This is a genomic window from Candidatus Thermoplasmatota archaeon (genome assembly GCA_035540375.1).
Classification (GTDB): Archaea; Thermoplasmatota; SW-10-69-26; order JACQPN01; family JAJPHT01; genus DATLGO01.
Genome location: DATLGO010000110.1, coordinates 1 through 23,326, shown reverse-complemented (window position 1 = coordinate 23,326; position 23,326 = coordinate 1). Strand labels below are relative to the sequence as shown.

Below are 23,326 nucleotides of genomic sequence, written 5' to 3'. Positions count from 1 at the left end.
CAAGCGATGGTGGCGCGAGCGCATGATCGCGCGCAAGTTTTCTCATCGCTGACCCGCGTGCGCCTCGTGGAGTCCGCGCACGAACTGCCGGTAGGCGGAAGGGTCGGCGAACGTCAGGGGTTGGCCTCGCCACGCGCAGCGCCGGCAGACCCACAGGAGCGTCTCGCCGCCGCCGAGGATCATGCCGTCGTCGAGCGTCGAAGGCGCCACGTTCTCGCTCCCGCAGCGCAGGCACGCGGTCACCTCGCCCTCTTCGTCCTCCACGGCGTCCGACGGGATCGGGACGGGCTCCGTCTCGGGCGCGGGGGCGCCCGGTCTGGGTGCGGAAGCGGCGGCGCGCGGCCGCGGAAACGCGAGCCGCCAGCCGATGATGAGGAGGAGCGCCGCAAGGCCCGCGAGGAGCAGGAGGCGACGGTTGAGGAGGCCGAGGAGGAGCGAAAGGTCGCCACCCGTGCGGGCGACCGTTTCGACGATGCCCGTGACGACGGTCGCCGCCACGGCGAGGCCCGCGCCGAAGCCCAGGCCGCCGAGCGCGCGGCGGAGCGTGATCTTCACGCGGCCACCACGTGCTTCAGATAGGCTTCCGGATCGAGGGACGAGAATCCCGCGAGGTCGATCGCGCCGCCGGGCCCCATCGCGCGGTCGCGCAGGAAGTCGCCCGCCTCGGGCTCGCGCCACCAGCGCCGTCCGTATTGGCGCTCGAGCACCGCGCGAAGCTCCGACTTGCGGATGTTGGCGAGCAGGTAGCTCGGCGCGTACATGTCGTTCATCGAGAGGATGTGGTGCGTCTGCCAGTACTTCCCGGGAACGCGCACGCCCATGTACAGCTCGGTGAGGTCCGCGTACAGGCGATCGGCGGCGTCGAGGTCGTCGACGAGGTCGTCCTCCCAGAAGTGGATCTTGTGCATCGCGTTCGCGCCGTAGAAGGTGAGGAAGTAGAGTTCCATGAAGCGGCGCCGGCGCATGAGGTCCGCCACCGCGGCCGGGTCGAGGCCCACGTCCTCGATGAGGTAGTCGGGCGTGAAAGCCAGCTCCTCGAAGAGCGTCGAGAAGATCTCGGCGACGCCGTTCGGGATGAGCACGCGATCCTCGAACGGGCGGTCGGCTTCGACGCACGCGAAGTGGAGCCCGTGCCCCATCTCGTGGTAGAACGACTCGTAGTCGCCGAGCGGCGACGTCCGCTGGTAGAGGACGCGCACGTCGCCGGGGATGCGGATGCCGAAGCACACCGGGCTCGAGTACTTGCCCTCGCGCGGCTCGCCGTCGATCGCGACGCGCTCCACCGGGAAGCCGAGACCGCGCGCCGTCTCCGCGAGCTTCGCGTGGTAATCGACGTTGGCGAACAGCCGGTCGACGGGCCCGTACACGACGCTGCGGTAGACGTACATGTCGTCGAAGTACTCCATCGCCGGCTTGCCGAGGACCTCGGGCGTCAGCTCGCCGGCGAGTCGCGCGAACGCGGGCTTCGCGGCGCGGGCCGCGCGGTCCACGACCTCCTTGAGGCGCGGAAGCGTGATGGACTCGTCAACGAGGTACACGTCGAGCGGCGTCGCGCCGTGCGGCGCGTACGTCGCGCGCGAAAGCGCGAAACGCTCCCGCAGGACGGGCGTCAAAACATCGGCCTTCGCCATCAGCTTGTCGAACACGTCCCGTCGCGCCGCCGCGTCGCGCGCGTGCGCGAAGTTGTAGCGCCGCACGTTGTTGAGGTTCACCTTCTCCCCGGCCCCTTCGACGACGACGTCGTCGTTGCGCATCCGGTAGATCGCGCTCTGGAGCCGGTTCTGCTCGCGGGCGGCGCCATTCGAGACCATCGCCCAGAAGAGGCGCGGCGGCAGGTCCTCGCGCGCAAAGCGCGCAAGCCCGTCTTTGCAGAGCGCCTCCACCTCGGCGGCGAGCGTCTCCATGCGCGCCTCCGAATGCGGGAATCCGGCGTACTGGTTGTAGTGCTCGAGCGCGAGCGCCTGCTCGCGGGCTTCCCAGTCCCGCGTGAACGCCGCGAGGTCGGACATGAGGGGGGCGACCGCGCTCGACCCCAAAAAGGACATCGACTCGCCCCGGGGGAACCCTGATGACGCCGGGGGGCCTTCGGCCCCGCGTGACGGCCACGTTCACGGCGCCGTGCGAGACGTGCGGGGCGAAGCGCGAGTTCGAGGAATTCCACCGCGAGAAGCGCCGCATGACGTCGACCCGCGGCGACTTCGCGTTCGACCACGAGTACGCGTTCAAGTGCAAAACATGCGGGTCCCGCTACGACAAGCTCGTCGACACGCAGGGAAACCTGCACAAGTGGAGCGGAAACCGGCACGTGTCGTACAAGCCGGGCTAGGCGCCCGCGTAGTCCTCGGCGATGAGTTCCCGCACCTCGCGCCAGTACTGCCGGCACTCGGGTCGCGCATCGAGATGGGCGACGAAGACGAGGTGCGGCTCCGGCGTGTCCCAGGTCGCGTGGCACGAGGCGCAGGTCTCTCGCATGGGCAGTTGACTGTCGACCGTGTGTCTTAACCTTTCCTTCTTCGCTTCGCCTCCTGTTGGATCGGTCGATCGTACGTTATTCTACATTATCGCCGGTCGAACGATCGGAATCGACACGTCGAGCGGGACCTCGACCGCGTCAACCGTCTCGTGGCGATGCCCGGCGTGCCCGCCCTCGGTCTCGGGCGGGTTGGCGACGGTCGAGTCCCAGTAGACGGGGTGCTTCACGCCGTTCATCGCGTTCGCGGCCACGCGCCACGTCGTGTTCGCGTCGAAGTCGTGCGCGCGCACGCCGTACGTGAAGCCGTCGAGCGCGTTCGCGGCGACGAGGACCTGCGTGTTGCGGAGCTTGTCGAGGAGGATCCCCGACTCGCCCGAAAGGCGCAGGAGCGGCTTGGTCGCGACGTTGCCGCGAAGCACCACCGACGCGTCGCGCACGGCCTGCACGACGAGGCCCGATCCGACCGCGGGCTCCTGGATCGTGTTGTTCTCGATCACGAGCACGCCCTCGGAGTGGAGGTGACGCTCGTCCTGCGCGTTGAAGATCGCGATGCGCAGGCTCGACTTCTCGATCGTGTTGTTGTCGATCGAAACGCGCGTGTGGTGCACGTGGGGCTTTTCCAGCTCCTCGTTCTGCTCGCTTGCGGCCTTCCGGTCGTCGCCCGCGTGGTTGAGGTCGTTGTAGCGAAGGCCCGCGCCGGTCGGGTCGCGGATCGTGTTGTGATGGAACCGGAAGTGGATGTGCCGGACCGTGTGGTCCACGATGCCGCCGTCGTCGGACGCGCCGTGGTTGTGGCCGCGCGCGCACATGGACGAGCTGTGGTGGTGGCCGTGGAGCTTCATGTCCACCGCGCCATAGATCGTGTTCCGTGTGAATTCGGCGCCGTTGAAGCCCGCGATGTTCAGCACGACGCCGGGTCGCGCCTCGAGCGGGTCGCCGATGACGTTCCTCGCCACGACGCCGTCGAAGTGGCGGATCTCCTTCACCCGCGCGATCTCGTTGTCCACGATCACGGCCGCGGTCGCGTCCCCCGTGCGGGCGACGTTGCGGTTCGTCTCGAGCGACTGGATGCGGTTCGCGTGCACGAGGCCGCCCGGGCCCGTCCAGTCGAGGATGAGCCGGCCGATGTGCGACTCGCGGATGACGAACCACTTGCTCGTGTCCGCGATGTGCACGAGGTCCGTGCTCACGCCGGAGATGACGAACGGGTCGTCGGGCGCGCCGCTACCCGAGCGGACGCCGCGGGAGGGGTTGAAGTCGGCGTCCGACTTGATCACGATGCGCGGCAGGCGGTCGAGGACGAGCATCGCGTCGAGGCGCGTCGGGATGCGCGCCCCGGTCGCCGCCGGGGGCCTCACGCCCCCGTCGCAGAGCGCCGACCACGAGCGGGCGTCGTCGTGGCCGTGGGCCCCGTGATCATGGCCGCGCGTCTCGGGGGGGTGGCTCTCGCCGTGCGCGTGCCCGACGTCGTCGGCGGGGGGCGATTCCCCGTCGTGGGCGAGGTACGTCGCCGCGCCGACGGTGGTCGCAAGCAGCATGAGCGCGATGAGGACGGGCATGAGGTTCCGCATGGACGTCGGTCGGAGTGTGCCTCGAGGGGCTTATACCGCGATTGGATGGAGGCTTTGAGATGTCTCCCGGCCGGTCCTGCCGGAATGCTTCGGCGTTCGCCCCATCGCATTATTAAGGTCGCGCGGCCGGTCGCTTTCCTGGTGACTCCGTGAAAAGGCGATCCCTTCTCGCGATCGGTGTCGCGATCATGATGCTTGCCGCCTCGGGCATCGCGCTTGCGGGCCGCGGCGACGATGATGACGGCAAGGACGGCCTCGAGCGCAAGCCGGAGAAGCCTCGTTTCGGCAAGCATGGGGACAAGTTCCTGCTTCGCAACGAGAACATCTCCGTGTGGTTCCACGCGGCGAAGAATCACGCAAAGCCTCAGCTCAAGGTGTTCCACACGGACGCCGACGGCAACAAGACCGGCTACTTCGTCGACATCGAACGTGTCATCGAGGTCGATGCGGACGCGTCGAAGGGCGAGCGCGTCGTCCGGTCGCTCAAGCTCTCGCGCGCGGACGACTGGAACGTGCGCACGATCGACGGTCCAGACACGCTCACGGTGACGATGGTCCGCGCCGAGGGGCAGGCCATCGTGAAGCTTGTCTTCCACATCTCGAAATCCGCACCGAGCGTGAAGTTCGACCTGGAGGTCGAGAACTGGCGCTGGGCGGAGAACGCCGCGAACCACAGCCTCGCGCTGGTGATGCTCGTCCACGAAAAGGAGCTGAAGCTCCGCGACGGCCGGTCCGTCGAGGTGACGGGCGGCCTGATCACGTGGGACCCCGAGGCGAAGGCGACCTACGCGGACGGATCATCGGCGAACCTCACGGTGCGGCGCATCCAGGCGCCGGCGACCGACGAGGGGGACGAGGATGAGGACGACGACCGCGAGCGCGCCGCGCGCGGCAAGCAGCGCATCGTGCTGCTCTTCGAGGGCGCGCCCGGCGGCTATGAGGGCCTCGTCTACGATCCGACCTTCACGGTCGCGTCGACCGCGACGAAGCCCGTGCCGATCGTCGGCCCCGCGCTCGTCATCGCGGCGGTGGCGCTCCTCGCCGTCGTCGTCCGCCGGCGCAGCTAGGCGCAACGATCATGGGCGTCCGCGCCCTCGTCCCCGCGTGACGGTCCGACTCGAGGCCGACGTGTGGGGGCGCGCGGACGCCCCGCCCCTTCTCCTTCTCCATGGCTACCCCTTGACGCGCGCCGCGTGGACGCCCGTCCTCGCCGCGCTCTCGAAGGACTTCCGCGCGATCGCGCCCGACCTGCCGGGTCACGGGGCCTCGCCCGCGGGCGAGGGCGCGCCGTCGATCGACGCGATGGCCGAGGCGGTCCTCGCGCTCGCCGACCGCCTCGAGTGCGAGCGCTTCGACCTCGTCGGCCATTCGCTCGGAGGCTACGTGGCCTTCGGCGTTCTTCGGCGCGCGAAGGACCGCGTCCGACGGCTCGCGCTCGTCACGACGAAGGCCACGCCCGATTCCCCCGAGGCGAAGGAAGCGCGCCGCCGTCAGGCGGATCTGCTCGAGCGCGAAGGTCCGCGCGGCCTCGCCCGCGCGCTCATCCCGAAGCTCTTCCGCGAAGGCGCCGGCGAGATCGCGATCGAGGAGGCTCGGCGGATGGTGGAGGGCAACAACGTCACGGGCCTCGTCCGCGCGCTCGAAGCCATGAGGGAGCGGCCGGATTCGACCCCGCTGCTCCGCTCGATCGCCCAGCCAACGCTGATCGTCGCGGGCGCGGACGATCGCGTCATGCCCCGCTCGGAGCAGGAGCGCATGGCGAAGGAGATCCCTGGCGCGACGCTCGTCGTTCTCGCGCAAAGCGGCCACATGCCGATGATCGAGGAGCCCGGCCCCCTCGTCGAGGCGCTCGCGCGACACTTCCTCTGACGAAAGGCTCAGGAATCCATCGCGCGTTCCGTCCCCCATGGGCGTCTTCGACAAATACAAGCTCAAGGGCAAGGCCGTGGACCCGGTCTGCCACATGGAGGTCGAGAAGTCCAACCCGCCCGGCGGCAAGGCCGTCCACGAGGGCGTCGACCATTATTTCTGCGGCGCGCCATGCCGCGCCAAGTTCGTCGCGGATCCCCAGCGCTTCCTCGGCCCCGGCAGCGAGGGCGGTCCGCACCAGATGGGTGGGCGACCTTGAAGCGTCCTTGATCGATCGCTCGGCGAGAACGGCTTTGCGCCACGGCCGGCCGACGCCACACCGTGACCGCCGAAGCGGAATCGTCCACCGCCTGCCGCTACTGCGGACGCGCCTTCGACGACGAAGACGACGTGAGCCGGCATCTTTCCGAGCTCAAGTCCTTCGGCCTGCTCGAGGACCACATCGCGATCCACCGCCCCGACCTCGCGGCGCCCGCGCCGTCCGCCGAAACCCGGCGTTCGGACGGCCTCGATTGGCTCTCCTTCATCTACCGCCGGGGCGTGCCGCCGGGCCACCGCCGCGGGCTCGACGAGCCGCGCGGCCGCCCGCGCAATCCCTGGTCGCCGCGCGGGCGCGACCGCTGAGTTGGCAGGCTTTAGAGCACGACCGGGGCGATACGGACCGTGCCCGACGTGATTCCCTTGACGGCAGGCGTGAACGTCACGAGGCAAGCGCAGTCAGATGACATCTTGATGACCATCGTCCCGCTCGCTCCCTTGCCCATAGCGAGGAGAGACCGGCCGCCACTCGAAACATCGTAGACGGAGAGCGTTCCGTCCACAGTTGCAGCCCAGCCCACCCGCATGCCGTTCACGCGTGCCGAATGGTCGAATCTAAGTTCGTCGCAGCCCGATGGCTTGCAATCGAAGGCGAGCGTCTTTCCAAATGTACTATCCATGATGGCGGGCCCGAAAAAGAGCGCGAGGATCATCCCTGCGGAGAAAACGGCGGCCATCATGTAGAGAATCAGGGTCATCCCTGGTACCGCCGCCGGTCGGGAGGTCAAGTGGATCGGAGTTTCGCGCGCGGCGGGAGCGGGTTGGATCGTGGGAATCTCGCGGCTACCCGCAGGGATCTTGATCTCGGAGGTGGCAACCGAGGGGTGCGCTTGGAGCGTCACTGGCGGAACCTGGGCGAGTGCTCCTGGGCCGTACAACGCCTGTTCCATGAAGGCGCGGAACCCGGGCACGGTCGCAGCCAGGCGATCCGGACTTTCCATCCGGACTTCCGCAGGTGTGCGATATCCTGCGTCAAAAAGCTCAGCGCCGAGCGTAGCATCGACGCCCAAGCTTTCGGCGAATCGTCGGATCGCCTCTTCACGGCGCACCGGTTCCACGACACCGGCATGAGATTGGACTGGGATGGATCTTGCGATCTCGGACTGATTTGGACGAAACGTCGACGGGGCCGCTGATCACCCGTTCGTCGGGGGCTCGAAGAAGGCGGACGCGTCGCGCTCGAACGAGTCGAGGGTCATCGCGCTCTTCTCGCCGCCGACTTCCAGGACGACCGGGAACGGCGTCGTCCCGTACACATTGTCCCCGTAGGAGCCCTGACTGATCACGAGCTTGAGCGAGCCGCCGGGCGCGACGACCGCGTCGAGGGGCTCGAGCGCGAGGCGCGCGACGATCGGTTGGCCGGGAACGACCGGCTTCATCGTCTGCGAGGCGTCGGCGAAGCGCAGGTCGAGCTGGCCCCACCCGACGCGCTTCTCGGTTCCGTTCTCGACCGCGTAGAGGTGCGCCGAGATCCAACCGCCGGGTCCCGAGGGCGTGACCGTGACGTGCACGCGCGGCATGCCCGCGAACCTGAGCCCGTCCTCGAAGGGATCGGACGCGAAGACCGCGCAGGCGCATCCCGCCTTGAGCGCGGGGCCGAGCGCGGGCACGGCGTTGGTCGCGCCCGACACGAAGCCCCCGCGGGCCGGGTCGAGCGCGACGGGGATGCGCGCGGCGTCCGCGGGCGGCTCGGTCGCGAGCTTGCCGTTCGGAGCGAGATGGAGCTTCAAGGGCGTCGCGTCCGCGGGGGGCCAGCTGTGGTCGCTTCGCCATCGGCCGGACGAGTCCGCGACCTGCACGCGCGGGCCGAGGTCGACCCTCGTGTCGCCCTTGAGCCAGTAGTCGAACCAGCGCAGGAGGATCTCGGCCCAGTCCCAGCGGCCCGGGTGGCCTTCGCGCGTGAACGAATCGGGCCACGCGTGCGCCCACTGCCCGAGGAGGTGCTTCACGACGAGGCCCTTCGCTTCGAGCTGGTTCACCCAGGGGTACGAGTGGCCGGGGTCCACGTTCCAGTCCTGGAGACCCTGCACGAGGAAGATGGACCCATTGTAGTTCGCCTCGACGCCCGGGCGCGAGTTGCGCTCCGCCCAGTATCCAAGCGGGTCGCGCTCGCCCGACGCGAACGCGCTCATCGCCGCGCCGAAGCCCTTGAAGGACTCGGGGCACACGATGCCGCCTGCGACATGCTGCGGCGAGCGGCCGTTCAGCACGTTGTTCTCGACGAAGCCGTACTCGTAGTAGAGCGCGTTGAGAACAACCATCCCGCGCGCCTCGTTCGTGCCGTTCTGGTACATGAGGTCCCAGACGTCGTTGACGCCGCTGATGGGGACGATGGTCTTGAGATACGGGTTCCCCGAGGCCGCGACTTCCCAAGGCGTGGAGCCGTCGTACGAGACGCCCACCATGCCGATCGCGCCGTTCGACCACGGTTGCTCGCCGAGCCACGTGATCGCCTGGTCGAGGTCCGCGCGCTCGGCCTTGCCCATGAGGTCGCTGCAGCCGCCCGCGTCCGCGGTGCCGCGCACGGGCACGAAGGCCACCGCGTAACCGTGCGGGACGAGGTTCTCGACGAGGCGGCGCTGCGTCTTCGTGAGATCGATCGTGTCGAGCGACTTCAGGTACGGGCTTGCAAAGACCACGATCGGGACCTTCGTGCCATTCGGGACCTCGGGCCTCACGACGCCGATCTGGATCGATGCGCCGTCGTAGGCGCTCGCGTGGCGCGTGATCTCGGGGACGGCGAGCTTGAAGGGACCGGGGATCGCGACGCGCGCGAACTTCTCGGTCGTGTTGTAGGTGCCCGGGAAAACGTGCGTGCCGCTGAAGCCGGTCGCGGGGGCGACGGCGGGATCGACGGGTCCGCCCGCGGGCGCGAGCTGGATGCAGCCGGCGAGGGCCAGGGTGGCGACGACGAGGGCGACGGGGAGCCGCATGCGGGCCCGCTCGCCTTCTCGGTATTTCTATTTTCGCGCGGGACGCTACACGTCCGCAGGAGGCTTGTACTCGCCCCACACCTCGCGGAGCGTGTTGCAGACCTCGCCCGTCGTCGCGTAGGCCTTGACGGCGTCGAGGATGAAGGGAAGGAGGTTGTCGGAACCCCGCGCGGCCTTCGCGAGGGCGTCGAGCGCCTCGCGCACGCGGGCGTTGTCGCGGCGGGCCTTGAGGGCCTTGAGGCGCGCGACCTGGCCGCGCTCGAGCGCGGGGTCCGGCTTCGCGATCTCGACCGCCGCGGGTTCCTCGACCTTGAAATCGTTGAGCCCGACCCATACGAAGTCCTTCGTCTCGACGCGGCGCTGGAAGCGGTACGCGCTCTCCTGGATCTGGCGCTGCACCCAGCCGGTCTCGATGGCCTTCAGCATGCCGCCGCGCTCCTCGATCTGCCTCATGATCGCGGTCGCTTCCGCCTCGAGGCGGTCGGTCATGGCCTCGACGAAGTAGCTCCCCGCGAGCGGGTCGACGGTGTTCGCGACGCCGGATTCGTGCGCGAGGATCTGCTGCGTGCGGAGCGCGATGCGCGCGGTCTTCTCCGTCGGGAGGCCGAGCGCCTCGTCGAGGGCGTTCGTGTGGAGCGACTGCGTGCCGCCAAGGACCGCGGCGAGGGCTTCGAGCGTCGTGCGCACGACATTGTTGTCGGGCTGCTGCGCGGTGAGCGAGCTCCCCGCGGTCTGCGTGTGGAAGCGGAGCTTCAGCGAGTCCGCGTCCTTCGCGCCGAAGCGCTCGCGCATGATGCGCGCCCACATGCGGCGCGCGGCGCGGAACTTCGCGACCTCCTCGAAGAAGTCGAGGTGCGAGTTGAAGAAGAACGAGATGCGCGGCGCGAAGGCGTCGACGTCGAGGCCGCGCGCCTTCGCCGTCTCCACATAGGTGACGGCGTCCATGAGCGTGAACGCGAGCTCCTGCGCAGCCGTGCTTCCCGCCTCGCGGATGTGATAGCCGGAGACGCTGATGGTGTTCCACTTCGGCACGCGCTCGGCGCAGAACGCGAACGTGTCCGCGATGAGCCGGAGCGACGGGCCGGGCGGGAAGATGTACGTTCCGCGCGCGATGTACTCCTTCAGGATGTCGTTCTGGATGGTGCCGTTCAGCTTGTCGGCGGGAACGCCCTGCTTTTCGCCGACGGCGACGTACATCGCGAGGAGGACGGCCGCGGGCGCGTTGATCGTCATCGAGGTCGAGACCTTGTCGAGCGGGATGCCCTCGAAGAGGCGCTCCATGTCCTCCAGGCTCGAGATGGCGACGCCGACCTTGCCGACCTCGCCCTCGGCGACCGGGTCGTCGGAGTCGTAGCCGATCTGCGTCGGGAGGTCGAAGGCGACGGAGAGGCCGGTCGTGCCGGCCGAGAGGAGGAACTTGTAGCGCTTGTTCGACTCCTCCGCGGTGCCGAAGCCCGCGTACTGGCGCATTGTCCAGAGGCGGCCGCGGTACTGCGTCGGGTGGACGCCGCGCGTATACGGGTACTCCCCGGGCATGCCGAGCTTCGCGGCCGGGTCCCAACCCTCGAGCGCCTCGGGCCCGTAGAGGCGGTCGACGGGCGCGCCGGAGACCGTGGTGAAGACGTCGCGTCGCTCGCCGTCCTTGCGCGGGGGCATGGCGGGGTCAAAGGGGCGTCGGTTTATCAGCGCTCCGCCCCTCGTCGGGACCTTTCCGTGTCACCTCCGAAGTCTTTTATACGTACGAGGTCGAGAGGGGGAAGAAGGCTGGCCGGTCGCCTCCCCGGAGGCTCCGCCCCGCCGCGGAGCCGCGTTGCCGATGGATTGGCGCCTCCCTGCCCTTGCGATCGCCCTCATCGTGCTCCTTGCCGGAGCCTCGGCCATCGTGGAGCAGGTCGAGACGGAGATCGCGAACCCGCAGGACCTCGCGAGGATCACGCCGCCTGCGGACTTCAAGCCCCCGCAGTCGCCACCGATCGACGCGCGCAATTTGCAGCTTCCCAGGGATACGCCGATCACGCTCCCGCCGGGGACGGAGATCTCGAAGGACCAGGCGGAGGCGCTCCTCAAGCAGGCGATGGACCTCAAGCTCCCGCCCGGCACGAAGCTCAACGATCTCTCGATGCGCCTCCCCGAAGGCGCTCAGATCAGGATCCCGGAAGGCTCGCTCGTGCGCGACGGGAAGGTCTCGCTTGCGAAGGACACGACCGTCACCTTCCCGGACGGTTCGACGTTCACGCTCCCGAAGGACGCGCAGATCGATCTCCCCGAGAGCATGAAGAACGACCTTCCGGACGGCCGCCTCTCGCGCGACCGCACGCTCACGATCGACGACCCGGGCGGCGCCTCGATCGACGTGTCGAACCTGAAGCTCCCCGACGGGACCTCGCTCAAGCTCCCCGCGGGGACGACGCTGCGGCTTCCGCCCGGGTCGAAGTTCCCCGCGCCGCCCGGCGCCCTCGCCGCGGCGCTCTCGTATCTTCTTCCAAAGGGGACGACGTTCTCGATGCCGCCCGGCGACTACGGCGACGTCCCCGGGTACAGGCCCGGCACGGGAGGCCAAGGGCCGGGTCCCGGCACGGGACCGGGCACGGGTCCCGGCACCGGACCGGGGACGGGCGGCCCCGGAAACGGCACGAAGCCGGGCGACGGGCCCGGCGGCTCGAAGGCCATCCCCGTCGTGACGGACATCACGACGTACCCGACGAAGATCCGCAAGAGCGAGCCGTTCGTCGTCACGGGCTACGTCGCGACGGCCTCCGGTCAACCGGTCGCGGGCGCGCCGATCGAGATCTACCTCAACGTCACCAAATACGCGATCGGCAACCTCGTGGGAAGCGGCATGACGGGCGCGGACGGACAGTTCCGCGTCGAAGGCCGATTCCCCGACGACCTCGAAGCGCGCCAGTACAACCTGCTCTCGAAGAGCCGCGCGTTCGGGACCCCGACGGGCGTCGCGTACGCGGAAGCCTGGAGCGACCCCATCGTCGACGTCACCGCCCGGACGCAACTCGACCTCATCGGGCCCTCGACGGCCGGCGTGAACGCGGTCGTCTCGCTCGTGGGGAGCCTCGTCGACGAATCCGGCGTTCCCGTCCCGAACGCGGTCGTCTCGTTCTTCGTCTCGAACGTGCGCGAAGGGCGCGCGGTCACGGACCGCGACGGAGCGTTCGCGTGGGGGGTCTCGTTCTCGCGCCCGGGCACGTACACGATCGAGGCGCGATTCGCGGGCACCGAGCACCATGAATCGAGCGCGGACTCGATCCAGATCACGATCTCGAACGTCGGAATCGAGATTCCAGCGCTCGTGACGACGTCGCCCGGCGCGGCCTTCACGATCGACGGCCGCCTCCTCGTCTCCGGCTCCCCGCAGCCCGGAGCCTCGCTTTCCGGCCAGTTCGTGGACGCCGCGACGAAAAGCGCCGCGAAGACGGACGCGCTCGGCCGGTTCAAGCTCGCCTTCCTCGCGCCCGCCCACCTCGCGCCGGGCGACTATGTCGCGCGCATCGAGGCCGACGATTACGGCATCTCGACGCGAGCGCCCGTGCGCGTCGAGCTCAAGGGAACGATCACGCTCGAGGCGCCCGACCGCGGCGCCCTCGGCTTCGGCGCGCCTGTGCGCGCGACGCTATTCGACGAGGCCCGCAAACCGATCCCGCATGCGCTCGTCGCGCTCCGGTGGGAGGGCCCCGGCGGAACCCTCCAGAGCGTCGAACGGACGGGCGCGGACGGCGTCGCCGTATTCCACCCGGACGCCGTCGATCAGAAGCCGGGCCTCTACGTGGTGAGCGCGTTCTCGGCCCAGCCGTACGTCGACGCGCGGTCGACCACGTCCGAGCGCATCGACTTCCGCAAGCTCGAGGTGCGCTGGGAGAGCACGCCCGAAGTCGTCCGGACGGAACCCGAGCCGCTCGCCTTCCAGGTCCTCTTCGGCGGCTCGCCGCTCTCGAACGGCGAAGTCGCGTTCGAGAACGCGTTCCACCGCCTCGACCTCGACGGGCGCGCGCGCTGGACGCCCGCGACGACGAAGGCCACCCCGCTCGGGCCCGCGCTCTTCGGCGTCGACGTGGTGGACCCGCGCTACGAAGGCGCGCTCCCGTACGTCGTCTTCGCGCGACCCTCGCTCAAGCTCGAATCCGCCTCGCCGCTCGGCCCCGACGGCGCGTTCAAGGTCAACGCGACGCTCGTCGACGAGGACGGGATTCCGATCGAGGCGGTCCCTGCCGCTTTCGGCACCGCGGCCGATGCGGCGACGAACCCCGCCGCCGTCGAGTTGACCGCGCGGCTTGCGCCCTCGGACGCGTCCGGCCGCTACGCGCCCTTCGAAGCCTCGCTCGGACCGCTCGAGCCGGGACAAGGCGTCCTGGTCGTGGCGCGCTCCGACGCGGCCGAGGACCGCTGGTACAAATCCGCGGAGGGGCGCCTCGTCCTCACGGTCACCGCGCCTCCCGCCGACGCGGGCCTCGGCGGGCTCCTCCTCCCGGGCGTCGCCGTCGCGGCCGTCGCGGGCGGCGCCGGATACTTCTGGTGGCGGCGCGCGCGCGTCGCGGCGCCCGTCGCCCTCGTGGCGGCCCCCGCCGCCGTCGCGGTCGCCCGAACGAACGCGGCCGCCTTCGAGTTCGAGCTCGCGGGAGCCCCGCCGCCGCTTCCCGCCGTTTGGGGCGTCGGCGAGCCGTTCGTCCTCGCGGCCCGCGCCCGCCAGCCGGTCGGCGCGCACCTCGACGTCGATGGCGTCGGCCAGGTGGGCGTCGGCGAAGGCCGCCTTGCGCGGTGGACCGTCCCGGCCCAGCGGGAAGGCGACTACAACGCCGTCGTGCGCGCGCCCGGCGTGGAGGGCCGCTTCACGGTCCGGATCGTCGAGTACAAGCGCGAGATCGCCCGCGAATTCGACGTCCTTCTCGAGCGTCTGCGCACGCTCGCGCCGACGCTCGACGCGACCGCGACGCCGCGCGAAGTCCAATACACGATCGAAGGTCGCCTCGACGCGTCCGCGCGGGTCCACCTCGGCGCGCTCATCGACGCTCTCGAGATTTCGAACTACTCCGAGCGGCGCGTCGACCGCCCGCTCTACCTCCGCTTCATGACGGCGAAGCTCGCCCTCGACGGCGTTCTCGGAGGTGCCGCGGATCCAGCCGGCGGCCGCTGAGACGGGCGCGCCGCCGATGACGCGCGGCCGCTTCCTGTCGTCGCTCACGCTCGTCGCCGCGGCCACGTTCGTTCTCGCATTCGTCGCGTCGGCGAATGGCCCCGCGATGATCGCGGTCGGCCTCATCGGATTCCTCTACGCGGTCGCGCTCGTCGTGCGATACAAACGCGTCGGCGGCGCGCGCGCGGAGATCATCGCGGCCGTCGTCCGCGGCCTCGCCGGTTTCCTCGTGGGCCTCGGCGCGGGAAGCGCGCTCGGCGTGAACCCGCCCGCCGTCGGTCTCGTGCTCGCGGGCTTCGCGCTCCACGCGGCGCGGCGGCGCGTCAAGTCGGAGAAGGGAGGCCTCGGGTTCGGTCTCGTGCTCGCGGGCGTCGCGCTCGCGGGCCTCGGCGGTTGGCTCGTGTACGAGGACGTCCAGGACGTCATCCCGGCCGCTCCGCAGCTCATGGCGGGCGCGGCGCTGCTCTACGTCTTCTGGGTCCTGCGCGTCGTCCTCGCTTACACGGCTTCGGAAAGCGACAAGCGAGCCCACGGATTCGCGGCGTGGCTGAAGCAGAACCTCGCGCGGAACGCGCTCTTCGCGGGCATCCTCGTCGCCTATTTCGCGGCGCGACCCTGGATCAGCGAGAACGTCCCGATGTTCGGGATGGTCGAGTTCTCGTTCGGCATGATCCTCTTCGGCGCGGTCCTCGCGCGCCTCCGCAACCTCATCAAGAAGGATCTCTCCGAATCGCCGACCGCCTCCGAGCGCCGCCGCCACGTCTCGAAGCTCGATCCCCGGTCCGAGGCGTCGTACGATCGCCTCGCGCGCGTGGTCGAGGACTTCGTCGAACGCGGCGAAGGCGCGGAAACGTACCGCGAGGTCGTCGCGCAGGTGGCCGGCGTCGAGCCCGACCACGACGACCTCGGCGCGATCGCGCGCTTCCGGGAGCCTCCTGCGCCGCCCGCGATCCCCCTCGCGGCCCTCGTCATGGCGGCGCTCGCGCAGGCCGCAGGGGCGGCCCTCTTCGTCCTCCTCCTGCTCGAATGGACGCCGGCCGGGGTCGCGCTCGGGATCGCGGTCGCGGGATTCGCGGTCTATCGCTACCAGGACGAGGCGCGGGCCGCGGCGAGCGTCGAGGCGCTGCTCGCCTTCGGCCTCGGAGGCTCAGCGCTCGTCGCGATCGGCGCATGGCAGGCGGTCGTCGAGATCACGGGCGGCGCGCCTCCCCTTCTCTTCCTCGCGATCGCCGGGGGCGTCGTCCTCGCCGTCACCGCCGTCCCCGTCGCGGAAGCCCTGCGCATGCGGCGGAGGCTCGCGAACAACACGTGGCCCCCTGGGCCGCCCCGGCTGGAGACGCTCGCAAAGCGCGAAGCGCTCACCCGGCGCCGCGCCACGCTCGTCGCCGTCATGGTGCTCGTGCTCTACGTGCCGCTTGCGTCGGCCGTCTCCTGGCTCGTCGCGGTCGGCGTCGTCCCGAGCGGGTTCCTCGCCGCGCTCGAGCACGTGCAGGGGCCGCTCGGCGCCTTTCTCGGAGGGCTTTTCATCTCCTACGCGATCCTCTGGACGGCGGCCCGGTCCGCTCGGCCGAGGGTCGAGTCGGAGGAGACCGCGCGTCGCAGCCGCCGGCTGGACGCGCACCGCGCCGTCATGGACAGGCTGGTGACGCGCTGAGCACCGACAATCCCGCAAGGACCGTCCCCGTCGCGCCCGCTTCCGATTGGCCCCGCATCAAGGCGCGGTGCGAGACCGTCGTCGGAAGCGTCGGCCGCACGTTTGTGGGTCAACCGCTCATCCTGAGGAAGCTTCTCGCCGGCGCGCTCTCCGACGGCCACGTCCTCTTCGAGGACTACCCGGGCCTCGGCAAGACGCTGCTCGTCAAGGTCTTCGCGCGCGCGATCGGCTGCGCGTCGAGCCGCGTGCAGTTCACGCCCGACCTGCTTCCTTCGGACATCCTCGGCACGAAGACGTGGAACCCGCGCACGGGCGCCTTCACGCTGCAGAAGGGACCGGTTTTCACGAACGTGCTTCTCGCGGACGAGATCAACCGAGCGCCCCCGAAGACGCAAAGCGCGCTCCTCGAGGCGATGGAGGAGCGCCAGGTCACGATCGAGGGCGAGACGCTCAAGCTCGCGCCCCCCTTCTTCGTGCTCGCGACGCAGAACCCGATCGAGCAGGAGGGCACGTACCCGCTGCCCGAGGCGCAGATGGACCGCTTCCTCATGCGCCTCTCGACGGGTTACCCGCCGGAGCTCAAGGACGAGCGCGAGATCCTGAAGCGACGCATCGCGTGGACGAAGAACGATCCCACGGACGATCTGAAGCCTGTCGTCTCCGCGGAGGAGTTCCGCGAGCTGCAGTCGATCGTCGAGACGCGTGTCTACATCCACGACCAGCTGCTCGACTACATCGGCCAGATCGTGCGCGGCATCCGCGCGCACCCGAAGGTCGAGGTCGGCCCATCGCCGCGCGGCTCGCTCGCGCTCCTCCGGCTCTCGCGCGCCTTCGCCGTCGTGAACGGTCGCGATTTCGTCGTGCCTGACGACGTCAAGACCTTCGCGGTGGACGCGCTCGCGCACCGCACGATCCTCGATCTCGACGAGATCATCGAGGGCACGCGTCCCGAACGGATCGTCTCCGAGGTCGTCGCGAACGTGCCGATCCCGACGACGTTCCGCTGGAAGGACAGCGGGGGATCTGCCGCCTGAGGAGGGTCGAGCGATGCTGACGCGGGCGGGCCTCACCATCCTCGTCGCGGCGCTCGCGCTCCTCGCCGCGGGCCTCGCCGCGGGCAACCTCCTCTACCTCGCAGCCGGCCTCGCCCCGCTCCTCGCCCTCTTCGCGGGCCTCCTCGTCGACAACCCGCACGGCGTCACCGCGCGCGTGAGCCTCTCCTCCGCGACGCCGCGCGCGGGCGACCTCGTCGAGGTCGAGATCCGCTACACGGCTTCGGGAGGCCGCGGCGTCCTCGAGTTCCACCAGAAGCTCCCTGACTTCTTCGACCTCGTCGAGGGCTCGAACCTCCACGTCGCGGTGAAGGAGGCCGGTCGTCTCGAAGGGCGGCACGTCTTCACGATGCGCGCGACGCGCCGAGGCATGTACGTGCTCCCGCCCCTCCGGGTGGAAAGCGTCCACGGGCCCGGGATCCGCGGACCGACCGCAGGCGAGATCGGCGAGCCGCTCGCCCTCGAGGTGCGCCCGAAGCCGTCGCCTGTGCGCCGCGTGCGATCCTCCCAGGGCTTCGCGAAGCAGCTTGCCCCCGAGAACGATCGCGCGACGCTCGGCATCCGCACGAGCGAGTTCCGCGAGATCCGCGCGATGACGTACGGCGACCCCGTGAAGTCGATCAACTGGAAGGCGACCGCGCGCAGGCCCGGCGTCCTCGACGGGTCCGAAGCGCCGCTCGTGAACGAGTACGAGAAGGAAGGCAAGAAGGCGGTGTGGCTGCTTCTCGACACGGCCGACTACATGGAGGTCGGCAACACCGTCGTGAACGCGTTCGAGGAATCCGTCAAGGCGGCGCAGGGCATCGCGCAGTTCTTCCTCGACCGCGGTTACAGCCTCGGCGCGTACGTCTACAACGGCACGGGCCGCGACTTCTTTTATCCTGAAGTGGGGCGCAAGCAGCTCCTCAAGCTCCAGCGCGCCTTCACCGCGCTCTCGCCGCAGCCGCCGCGCGAGGGGCTCGCGGGCGCGCTCGACCGCTGCCACCGGCACCTCGTCACCGACCGGCCGCTCATCGTCATCGTGACGCGCGCGGGCCGCGCGGACGAACCCGAGTTCGCGGCCGTGAAGCGCCTGCGCGCGCTCGTGGGCCGGCGCCGCCGACGCCTCCCCGTGCTCGTCGTCTCGCCGACGGTCCACACGCTCATCCCGAGCCCGAAGGAGTACGGTCGCGACGTCGCCGCGCTCCTCGCGCGCGCCGAGCGTCCGCGCATCCAGCGCCTTCGTCGCATCGGCGCGAGCGTCGTCGAGTGGGACCCTTCGCGGCAGACCATCGAAGCGGTGCTCCTCAGCGGCACCGCGCGCCCGGGGGTCGCGCGATGAAGGTCGCGGTCCCCGCGCCGTTCGTCCTCCGCGTCGTCGCCGTCGCGGTCGCCGCGGCGCTCGTCCTCGCGCTCGCCCTCGCGATCGGATCGTTCCGGCTCATCGAGTCGTTCCCGCGCGTGCCGCTCGGGCCTCTCGACCGCTCCCCCCTGGGGTACGCGCCCACGCTCGTCCTCACGGGGACGCTCACGGCCGCCGCGCTCGCGATGCTCTCGACGCGCCGCGTCGCGCTCTACCGCACCGTCACGGTCGGCGCCATCTTCCTCATGGGGTACGGGTACACGCGCCTCCAGTGGGTGAAGGTCCTGCAGCAGTTCGGGCCCTCGCCCCTGAGCGGCCTCTTTCCGGGCGGCGAGCCCGACTTCGCGGTGTGGGTCGCGGCCGCGCTCCTCGTCACGGCCGCGGGCGCCTACGCGATCGGGGAAGGCCTCTTCGCGGCGGCCGCGCGCTGGCGCGAACGCGGGGTCGCGGCGACCGAGGCCCGCGCGGCGACGCAGGCCGTCGCCCGGAGCGCGCTCACGACGTTCGCGGCCGGGTCGGGCGCGGGCCTCGTCCTCGCCCTCCTCTTCCTCGAAGGGCGCGATGCCATCCTCGCGGTCCTCCCGGACGCGCGCCTCAACCTCGTGATCGTCCCCGTGCTCCTCGCGATCGGCGTCGCGGGCGTCGTCCTCGCCTTCGCCCGGGGGCGGGGGCTCGACGGGCGCCGGGCGGCGCTGTTCGCGCCCCGGGGGAAAGACGCTCCCGAAGTCCCGCGTCCTCCCGGGTCCCCTTGACCACGTCGAGGAACTGGCGCCGTGCGAGGCCGGCCCGACCGTCGAGCGCAGTCTCCAAGCCAGCGGAGCAGGTGCCATACTCAGTCGCAACGAAACGTACATGTCCGGGTGGCGTGCTTCTGTCATGCCATGGGAGGCAGTTGGACAAGGATCAGATCGTGGATCGTGGTGGCCGCTCTGATTGCCCCCGGGCTACCGGGGTTCGTCCTCGCCGAATCGGCCGAGGACGGCACGGCCCAAGAGCCAGCGACGGAGTACGCAGGCAGGCCGGATACGCGAACACACACACACACACACACACAATGACAGCCATTCCGCGGACGTGAGCGATTCGCAGGACGACCGCGCACCGGGTTCGGCTCATGACACCGGACTCGTGCACGCGACCAACGACTCCCTCGGCTCGCTCGACGCCACCCTGAGCGCGGTGAGGCGGGGATCGGGCGAGGATTCCGAGGAGGGTGAGGAGGTCTCAGTTTCTCCTATGGGCACGGACTCGGGCAGTGCCACGTTGAATAGGGCGGAGACCGTTGCGCCTCCCGATTCGGACCCCGGCTGGTCGCTCATGTGGAGCACGACGGGCTCCGGCACCCTCACCCGCTTCAGCTACACCGGCACCACGTCGTACGGCCAATGGTACCGGATCCAGATCGACGGCGGGGCGTGGATCCATTGGCAGTCCAACGCGGGGTCCACGACGTACTATCTCCAGCCCAACCCGATGAACACCGCCCCGTACAATACGCCCAGCACCGACGGTTTCACTGCCGGTTCCATCACCACGACGCCGACGGACGCGAACCTCGCATACACCTCGAGCGTGCGGGTCGAAGGGACGACGAACCGGAACCCCTCGACGACCACGAGCTACACGGCCGTGACGTCATCCGGGCCGTCGCCGGCCCCCGTATCGGGCACCGTGCACCTTGCCACGTCTGCCACGTATACGCCGGCGGACACCGACGGCGCGTGGACGACCATCTGGAGCGCGTCCGGCTCGGGAACGCTCACGCAGTTTGCCTATACGGGGACCACGTCGTATGGTCAGTGGTACCGCCTTCGCGTCGACGGTGGGGCGTGGATCCACTGGCAGTCCAACGCGTGGTCCACGACGTACTATCTCCTGCCGAACCCGACCGACACGCCGCCCTTCAACACGGGAGGGACCGAAGGTTTCACGGCCGGCTCGATCACCACGACGCAGCTGAACGCCAACGTCGCCTTTGCCTCCAGCGTCCTCGTCCAAGGCACGACGAACCGCCCCGGCGGTGCCGACGTCAGCTGCTCCGTGAGCCACTCAGGAAGCTCGCCTCCGCCTGCGAACCGCGCGCCGACGGCATGCTTCCAGACCTACTTCGATTCAATCTTGCTCGTTCGTGTGGAAGCGGGGTGCTCGGGGGATCCCGACGGCGACCCAATCGCGTACAGTTGGGTCTGGGGCGACGGGACCACGGCCACGGGCGGGCCCACGAAGACCAAGACCTACGCGTGCCCCGGCGGCACCTTCACCATCCGCCTCACCGTGAACGACGGGCGCGGCGGTTCCGCGACCTCCTCCGAGTCCATTCACACGGCCGACACGCGCGACGTCGACCAGGACGGGCTCGTTCTATGCCGAGAAGCGGCCCAGGGCACGAGCGACGGCAACCCCGACCACGATTTCGACGGGCTCAACGACTACCTCGAGTCGCAGTGGTACCCGATGCACGACCGCAACGCCATCTTCTGCCGCGACGGCGGCAGCCCATGCGAGTATCCATCGCCGACCGTCCGGGACATTTACGTTTGGCAGGACGTGATGGACAAGTGCTTCGAAAGCGGGCGGTGCCTGATCGCGCTGACCGACGAGCAGGCAACGATCGCAAAGAATCTCTTCCAAGGCAAGGGCTTCCGGCTCCACATTTTCGTTGGGTACAAGGTGCCCTATCAGAAGCCCTTCAACACTGAGTCGCAGTGGAAGAGCTATTACAATACGAACATGCCCATGGTCAAGCGGGGAGTTTTCCACTACGCGCTCATCGCCGACTCGATGCAGTCCTCGTGCGGTGTTCTCCCGTGGGAAGATCGCACGGTAGGCATGGGCAGCGCTCCGGGCTTCATGTTCGTCCTCTTCCACGGCTGCATGATGAACGTGTACTTCCCGTGGGAAGTGGACGCCATGCAACGACGATCTTTCATCCACGAACTCGGCCACAACCTCATTGGGACGATAGAGCCCTCGCAAGACCGCGGGCTCGATGATAATGGAAGGTCAGATGTGTACCACCACAACCAGCAAGACTACATCATGTGGTATCGTGTGGAGAGCCAGCAGAATGATTACGGCCCGCGGCGCTGGTCCTACAACTTGGGCCCCAGCAACGACATCGGCGCCGGTTTGCGAGAAACCAACGCTCAGCATTGGGCAGCCAACGGGCCCTTCTTGGGAGACCGTGATCCATGGCATCACCTTCACGGGGACGAGGCGACGCTGGACGATCCCGCCTCCTACGGCGCGTGGCTGCGGCTCCTCGGATATGGGGAGACCGAGCGCCTCCGAGCGCGTCACCACGACGCCTATGCCGAGATTCAATCTGGCCATGCCAGGGAGACCAAGTGAACTGACTTGCATTCTATCACCCGAAACCAAGGGCCAATCCCGGCCACGCTGCTAGTCGTCGCGGTGTTGCTCGTTTCCGGGTGCACGTGGCGGTTCCCCGAGCCTCCCGGCGAGGATCTCCCCTTCGAGGCCGTCTACCGCGGTGTCGAGGGCCGCCGCGAAGGCCTCAACGTCAGCGTCGTGCGCGTCACGAACTCGTCTGTTGCCTTCCTCGTCGAGGGGCCCTCCACCTGGTCCAGCTTCAACCAGGAGCCAGGCACCGTGGAGTGGGTTCGGTATGTCAGGCTCGATCGCGCCTTCGATCGCGTGCATGTCTGGCTTGAAATCTTCACCACCGATGTGGTCGGCGAGCACGCCTGGCCGTCCTGGAACCTCACGGTCGAGGTGCCCTCTGCAGGGTCCTACGCGTTCGATTTCCGCCTCATCGAACACGCCTGCACCCAAAGCTGCCGTGACGTGGACCTCGCCTCCCGGACCGTGGAGGTCCGCGTCCCGGGCGGGTGATCCAACGGGCTCCACCGTCAAGCACGGCCAACACGAGGGGACGGATGCCGGTGGCGTCGGATGTGATGTTGCCGGAACCGTTGATCTCGACCTGGACCGCCACGGCCCACCCCCCTCGGCAGCCCGAGCGGGTCTGGATCCGCATCGCGAAGGCTTACTGCGCAGTGGGCTGCGGGAGCAGCGAGACGGAAGCGATCTTGGAGGTGCCTGTGACCCGCGAGTTGACTACCAACCCGACTGCGAGGGGGTTGCGGTAGTTCCCGCGCAACCTGCCGACCGTGGGTCGTGTGATGCCGGAGCAGGGCGTGCGCATGGACATGCCTTCATCCCAGCCCTCGCGGCCATCGGCGCCTCGGTTGTCGTCGCGGCGCTCTTGGCCGGATGCGTGTGGCGATTTCCCCCGCCCCCCGGTGAGGACCTCCCCTACGCGGCGGAGTACCGCGCCGTCGAAGGCCACCGCGAAGGCCTCAATGTGAGCGTCGTCCGCGTCGCAAACACGTCGGTCGCGTTCCGAGTCGAGGGTCCCACCACCGGGGACTTCATCGATCGGGAACCAGGCACCGTGGACTGGGTTCGCTTCGTCAAGCTCGAGCCCGCCGCTCAGCGCGTGCACGTGTGGCTTGAGATTCACACCACAGACGTGGTGGACATCGACGGAGCCTGGCCGTCCTGGAACCTCACGGTCGAGGTGCCCTCTGCAGGCACCTACGCGTTCGAGTTCCGCCTCATCGAACACGCCTGCACCCAAAGCTGCCGCGACGTGGACCTCGCGTCGCGTAGCGTGGAGGTCCGCGTCCCAGGCGGGTGATCCAGCGCGAGCGACCCTCAAGCACGGTCGTCATGACATGGATACCGGCGGACCCAGTCGGCGACCGTCTCTTCGCGGCCGCGGCGTTGGCGCGAGCCCGGCGATGGCGCATGCAACGCGCGCGCGGCGACGCAGGCCGTCGCCCGCAGCGCCCTCACGACGTTCGCGGCCGGGTCCGCGGCCGGCATTGGCCTCGCGTTCCTCTTCCTCCAGAGACGCGAGGCCATCCTCGCGACCCTGCCGGACGGGGCGCCTCACCCTCGTCATCGTCCCGGTCCTGCTCGCGATCGGGGTCGCGGGGGTCGTCC

Annotated in this window: 20 protein-coding genes; 13 read left to right on the top strand and 7 right to left on the bottom strand. The window is 69.4% G+C overall.

The window, feature by feature from the left end; all coding sequences use genetic code 11:
* Positions 1-42: 42 nt before the first annotated feature.
* Positions 43-555, bottom strand: coding sequence for a hypothetical protein (locus VM889_14810; GenBank protein ID HVL49824.1), 513 nt, complete (start codon positions 553-555; stop codon positions 43-45).
* Complete coding sequence (locus tag VM889_14805; protein HVL49823.1) at positions 552-2,009, bottom strand: hypothetical protein; 1,458 nt, start codon at positions 2,007-2,009, stop codon at positions 552-554. Before VM889_14805 ends, VM889_14810 begins: the two co-directional genes overlap by 4 nt.
* Before the next feature lie 86 nt (positions 2,010-2,095).
* On the opposite strand from VM889_14805, the gene VM889_14800 reads away from it, so the two are divergent.
* Positions 2,096-2,326 carry a hypothetical protein gene (locus VM889_14800; protein ID HVL49822.1) on the top strand — a complete coding sequence of 77 codons (231 nt, stop codon included), beginning with the start codon at positions 2,096-2,098 and terminating at the stop codon, positions 2,324-2,326.
* On the opposite strand, the gene VM889_14795 is transcribed toward VM889_14800, so the two are convergent.
* Together VM889_14795 and VM889_14790 are read right to left on the bottom strand one after the other, a co-directional pair.
* Complete coding sequence (locus tag VM889_14795) at positions 2,323-2,472, bottom strand: hypothetical protein (GenBank protein ID HVL49821.1); 150 nt, start codon at positions 2,470-2,472, stop codon at positions 2,323-2,325. The two genes, VM889_14800 and VM889_14795, sit on opposite strands and share 4 nt — an antisense overlap.
* Before the next feature lie 81 nt (positions 2,473-2,553).
* Positions 2,554-4,044 carry a hypothetical protein gene (locus tag VM889_14790; GenBank protein HVL49820.1) on the bottom strand — a complete coding sequence of 497 codons (1,491 nt, stop codon included), beginning with the start codon at positions 4,042-4,044 and terminating at the stop codon, positions 2,554-2,556.
* Positions 4,045-4,232: 188 nt separating this feature from the next.
* Here VM889_14790 and VM889_14785 point away from each other — a divergent pair, with 188 nt between their 5' ends.
* From VM889_14785 to VM889_14770, 4 genes are all read left to right on the top strand, one after another.
* On the top strand, positions 4,233-5,111 hold the full coding sequence (locus VM889_14785; protein HVL49819.1) for a hypothetical protein: 879 nt from the start codon (positions 4,233-4,235) through the stop codon (positions 5,109-5,111).
* A 37-nt stretch (positions 5,112-5,148) separates the two neighbouring features.
* Positions 5,149-5,913: an alpha/beta fold hydrolase gene (locus VM889_14780; GenBank protein ID HVL49818.1), complete on the top strand. Its 765-nt coding sequence runs from the start codon at positions 5,149-5,151 to the stop codon at positions 5,911-5,913.
* 37 nt (positions 5,914-5,950) lie between these two features.
* Positions 5,951-6,172, top strand: coding sequence for a hypothetical protein (locus tag VM889_14775; GenBank protein HVL49817.1), 222 nt, complete (start codon positions 5,951-5,953; stop codon positions 6,170-6,172).
* A gap of 62 nt (positions 6,173-6,234) precedes the next feature.
* The gene (locus VM889_14770) at positions 6,235-6,537 is read left to right on the top strand and encodes a hypothetical protein (GenBank protein ID HVL49816.1); all 303 of its coding nucleotides are present in this window, start codon (positions 6,235-6,237) and stop codon (positions 6,535-6,537) included.
* Between the two features lie 11 nt (positions 6,538-6,548).
* On the opposite strand, the gene VM889_14765 is transcribed toward VM889_14770, so the two are convergent.
* The 3 genes from VM889_14765 to VM889_14755 form a co-directional block, all read right to left on the bottom strand.
* Positions 6,549-7,289 (bottom strand): hypothetical protein, encoded by a 741-nt coding sequence (locus VM889_14765; GenBank protein HVL49815.1) that lies wholly within the window; start codon positions 7,287-7,289, stop codon positions 6,549-6,551.
* Positions 7,290-7,367: 78 nt separating this feature from the next.
* Positions 7,368-9,164 carry a CocE/NonD family hydrolase gene (locus tag VM889_14760; protein ID HVL49814.1) on the bottom strand — a complete coding sequence of 599 codons (1,797 nt, stop codon included), beginning with the start codon at positions 9,162-9,164 and terminating at the stop codon, positions 7,368-7,370.
* Positions 9,165-9,209: 45 nt separating this feature from the next.
* On the bottom strand, positions 9,210-10,820 hold the full coding sequence (locus VM889_14755) for a methylmalonyl-CoA mutase family protein (GenBank protein HVL49813.1): 1,611 nt from the start codon (positions 10,818-10,820) through the stop codon (positions 9,210-9,212).
* Between the two features lie 160 nt (positions 10,821-10,980).
* On the opposite strand from VM889_14755, the gene VM889_14750 reads away from it, so the two are divergent.
* The 8 genes from VM889_14750 to VM889_14715 all read left to right on the top strand — a co-directional run bounded on the left by VM889_14750 (position 10,981) and on the right by VM889_14715 (position 23,018).
* Positions 10,981-14,307, top strand: coding sequence for a carboxypeptidase-like regulatory domain-containing protein (locus VM889_14750; GenBank protein HVL49812.1), 3,327 nt, complete (start codon positions 10,981-10,983; stop codon positions 14,305-14,307).
* A gap of 16 nt (positions 14,308-14,323) precedes the next feature.
* Positions 14,324-15,961 (top strand): hypothetical protein, encoded by a 1,638-nt coding sequence (locus VM889_14745; protein HVL49811.1) that lies wholly within the window; start codon positions 14,324-14,326, stop codon positions 15,959-15,961.
* A gap of 104 nt (positions 15,962-16,065) precedes the next feature.
* Positions 16,066-16,995 (top strand): MoxR family ATPase, encoded by a 930-nt coding sequence (locus VM889_14740; protein ID HVL49810.1) that lies wholly within the window; start codon positions 16,066-16,068, stop codon positions 16,993-16,995.
* 13 nt (positions 16,996-17,008) lie between these two features.
* Positions 17,009-18,334, top strand: a complete 1,326-nt coding sequence (locus VM889_14735) for a DUF58 domain-containing protein (protein ID HVL49809.1) — start codon at positions 17,009-17,011, stop codon at positions 18,332-18,334.
* A complete protein-coding gene (locus VM889_14730) occupies positions 18,331-19,107 on the top strand; it encodes a hypothetical protein (GenBank protein ID HVL49808.1) in 777 nt (258 codons plus the stop codon). The genes VM889_14735 and VM889_14730 overlap by 4 nt, the downstream gene beginning before the upstream one ends.
* Before the next feature lie 511 nt (positions 19,108-19,618).
* Positions 19,619-21,706, top strand: a complete 2,088-nt coding sequence (locus tag VM889_14725; GenBank protein HVL49807.1) for a PKD domain-containing protein — start codon at positions 19,619-19,621, stop codon at positions 21,704-21,706.
* A 63-nt stretch (positions 21,707-21,769) separates the two neighbouring features.
* Positions 21,770-22,210, top strand: coding sequence for a hypothetical protein (locus tag VM889_14720; GenBank protein ID HVL49806.1), 441 nt, complete (start codon positions 21,770-21,772; stop codon positions 22,208-22,210).
* Between the two features lie 385 nt (positions 22,211-22,595).
* Positions 22,596-23,018: a hypothetical protein gene (locus VM889_14715; GenBank protein HVL49805.1), complete on the top strand. Its 423-nt coding sequence runs from the start codon at positions 22,596-22,598 to the stop codon at positions 23,016-23,018.
* Positions 23,019-23,326 lie beyond the last annotated feature (308 nt).

Excerpts from the sequence above, each read along its gene's own strand:
- VM889_14750 (HVL49812.1), top strand. The coding sequence starts at position 10,981 with ATGGATTGGCGCCTCCCTGCCCTTGCGATCGCCCTCATCGTGCTCCTT.
- VM889_14760 (HVL49814.1), bottom strand. The coding sequence starts at position 9,164 with ATGCGGCTCCCCGTCGCCCTCGTCGTCGCCACCCTGGCCCTCGCCGGC.
- VM889_14790 (HVL49820.1), bottom strand. The coding sequence starts at position 4,044 with ATGCGGAACCTCATGCCCGTCCTCATCGCGCTCATGCTGCTTGCGACC.
- VM889_14735 (HVL49809.1), top strand. The coding sequence starts at position 17,009 with ATGCTGACGCGGGCGGGCCTCACCATCCTCGTCGCGGCGCTCGCGCTC.
- VM889_14755 (HVL49813.1), bottom strand. The coding sequence starts at position 10,820 with ATGCCCCCGCGCAAGGACGGCGAGCGACGCGACGTCTTCACCACGGTC.
- VM889_14745 (HVL49811.1), top strand. The coding sequence starts at position 14,324 with ATGACGCGCGGCCGCTTCCTGTCGTCGCTCACGCTCGTCGCCGCGGCC.
- VM889_14805 (HVL49823.1), bottom strand. The coding sequence starts at position 2,009 with ATGTCCGACCTCGCGGCGTTCACGCGGGACTGGGAAGCCCGCGAGCAG.
- VM889_14795 (HVL49821.1), bottom strand. The coding sequence starts at position 2,472 with ATGCGAGAGACCTGCGCCTCGTGCCACGCGACCTGGGACACGCCGGAG.
- VM889_14730 (HVL49808.1), top strand. The coding sequence starts at position 18,331 with ATGAAGGTCGCGGTCCCCGCGCCGTTCGTCCTCCGCGTCGTCGCCGTC.
- VM889_14785 (HVL49819.1), top strand. The coding sequence starts at position 4,233 with ATGATGCTTGCCGCCTCGGGCATCGCGCTTGCGGGCCGCGGCGACGAT.
- VM889_14775 (HVL49817.1), top strand. The coding sequence starts at position 5,951 with ATGGGCGTCTTCGACAAATACAAGCTCAAGGGCAAGGCCGTGGACCCG.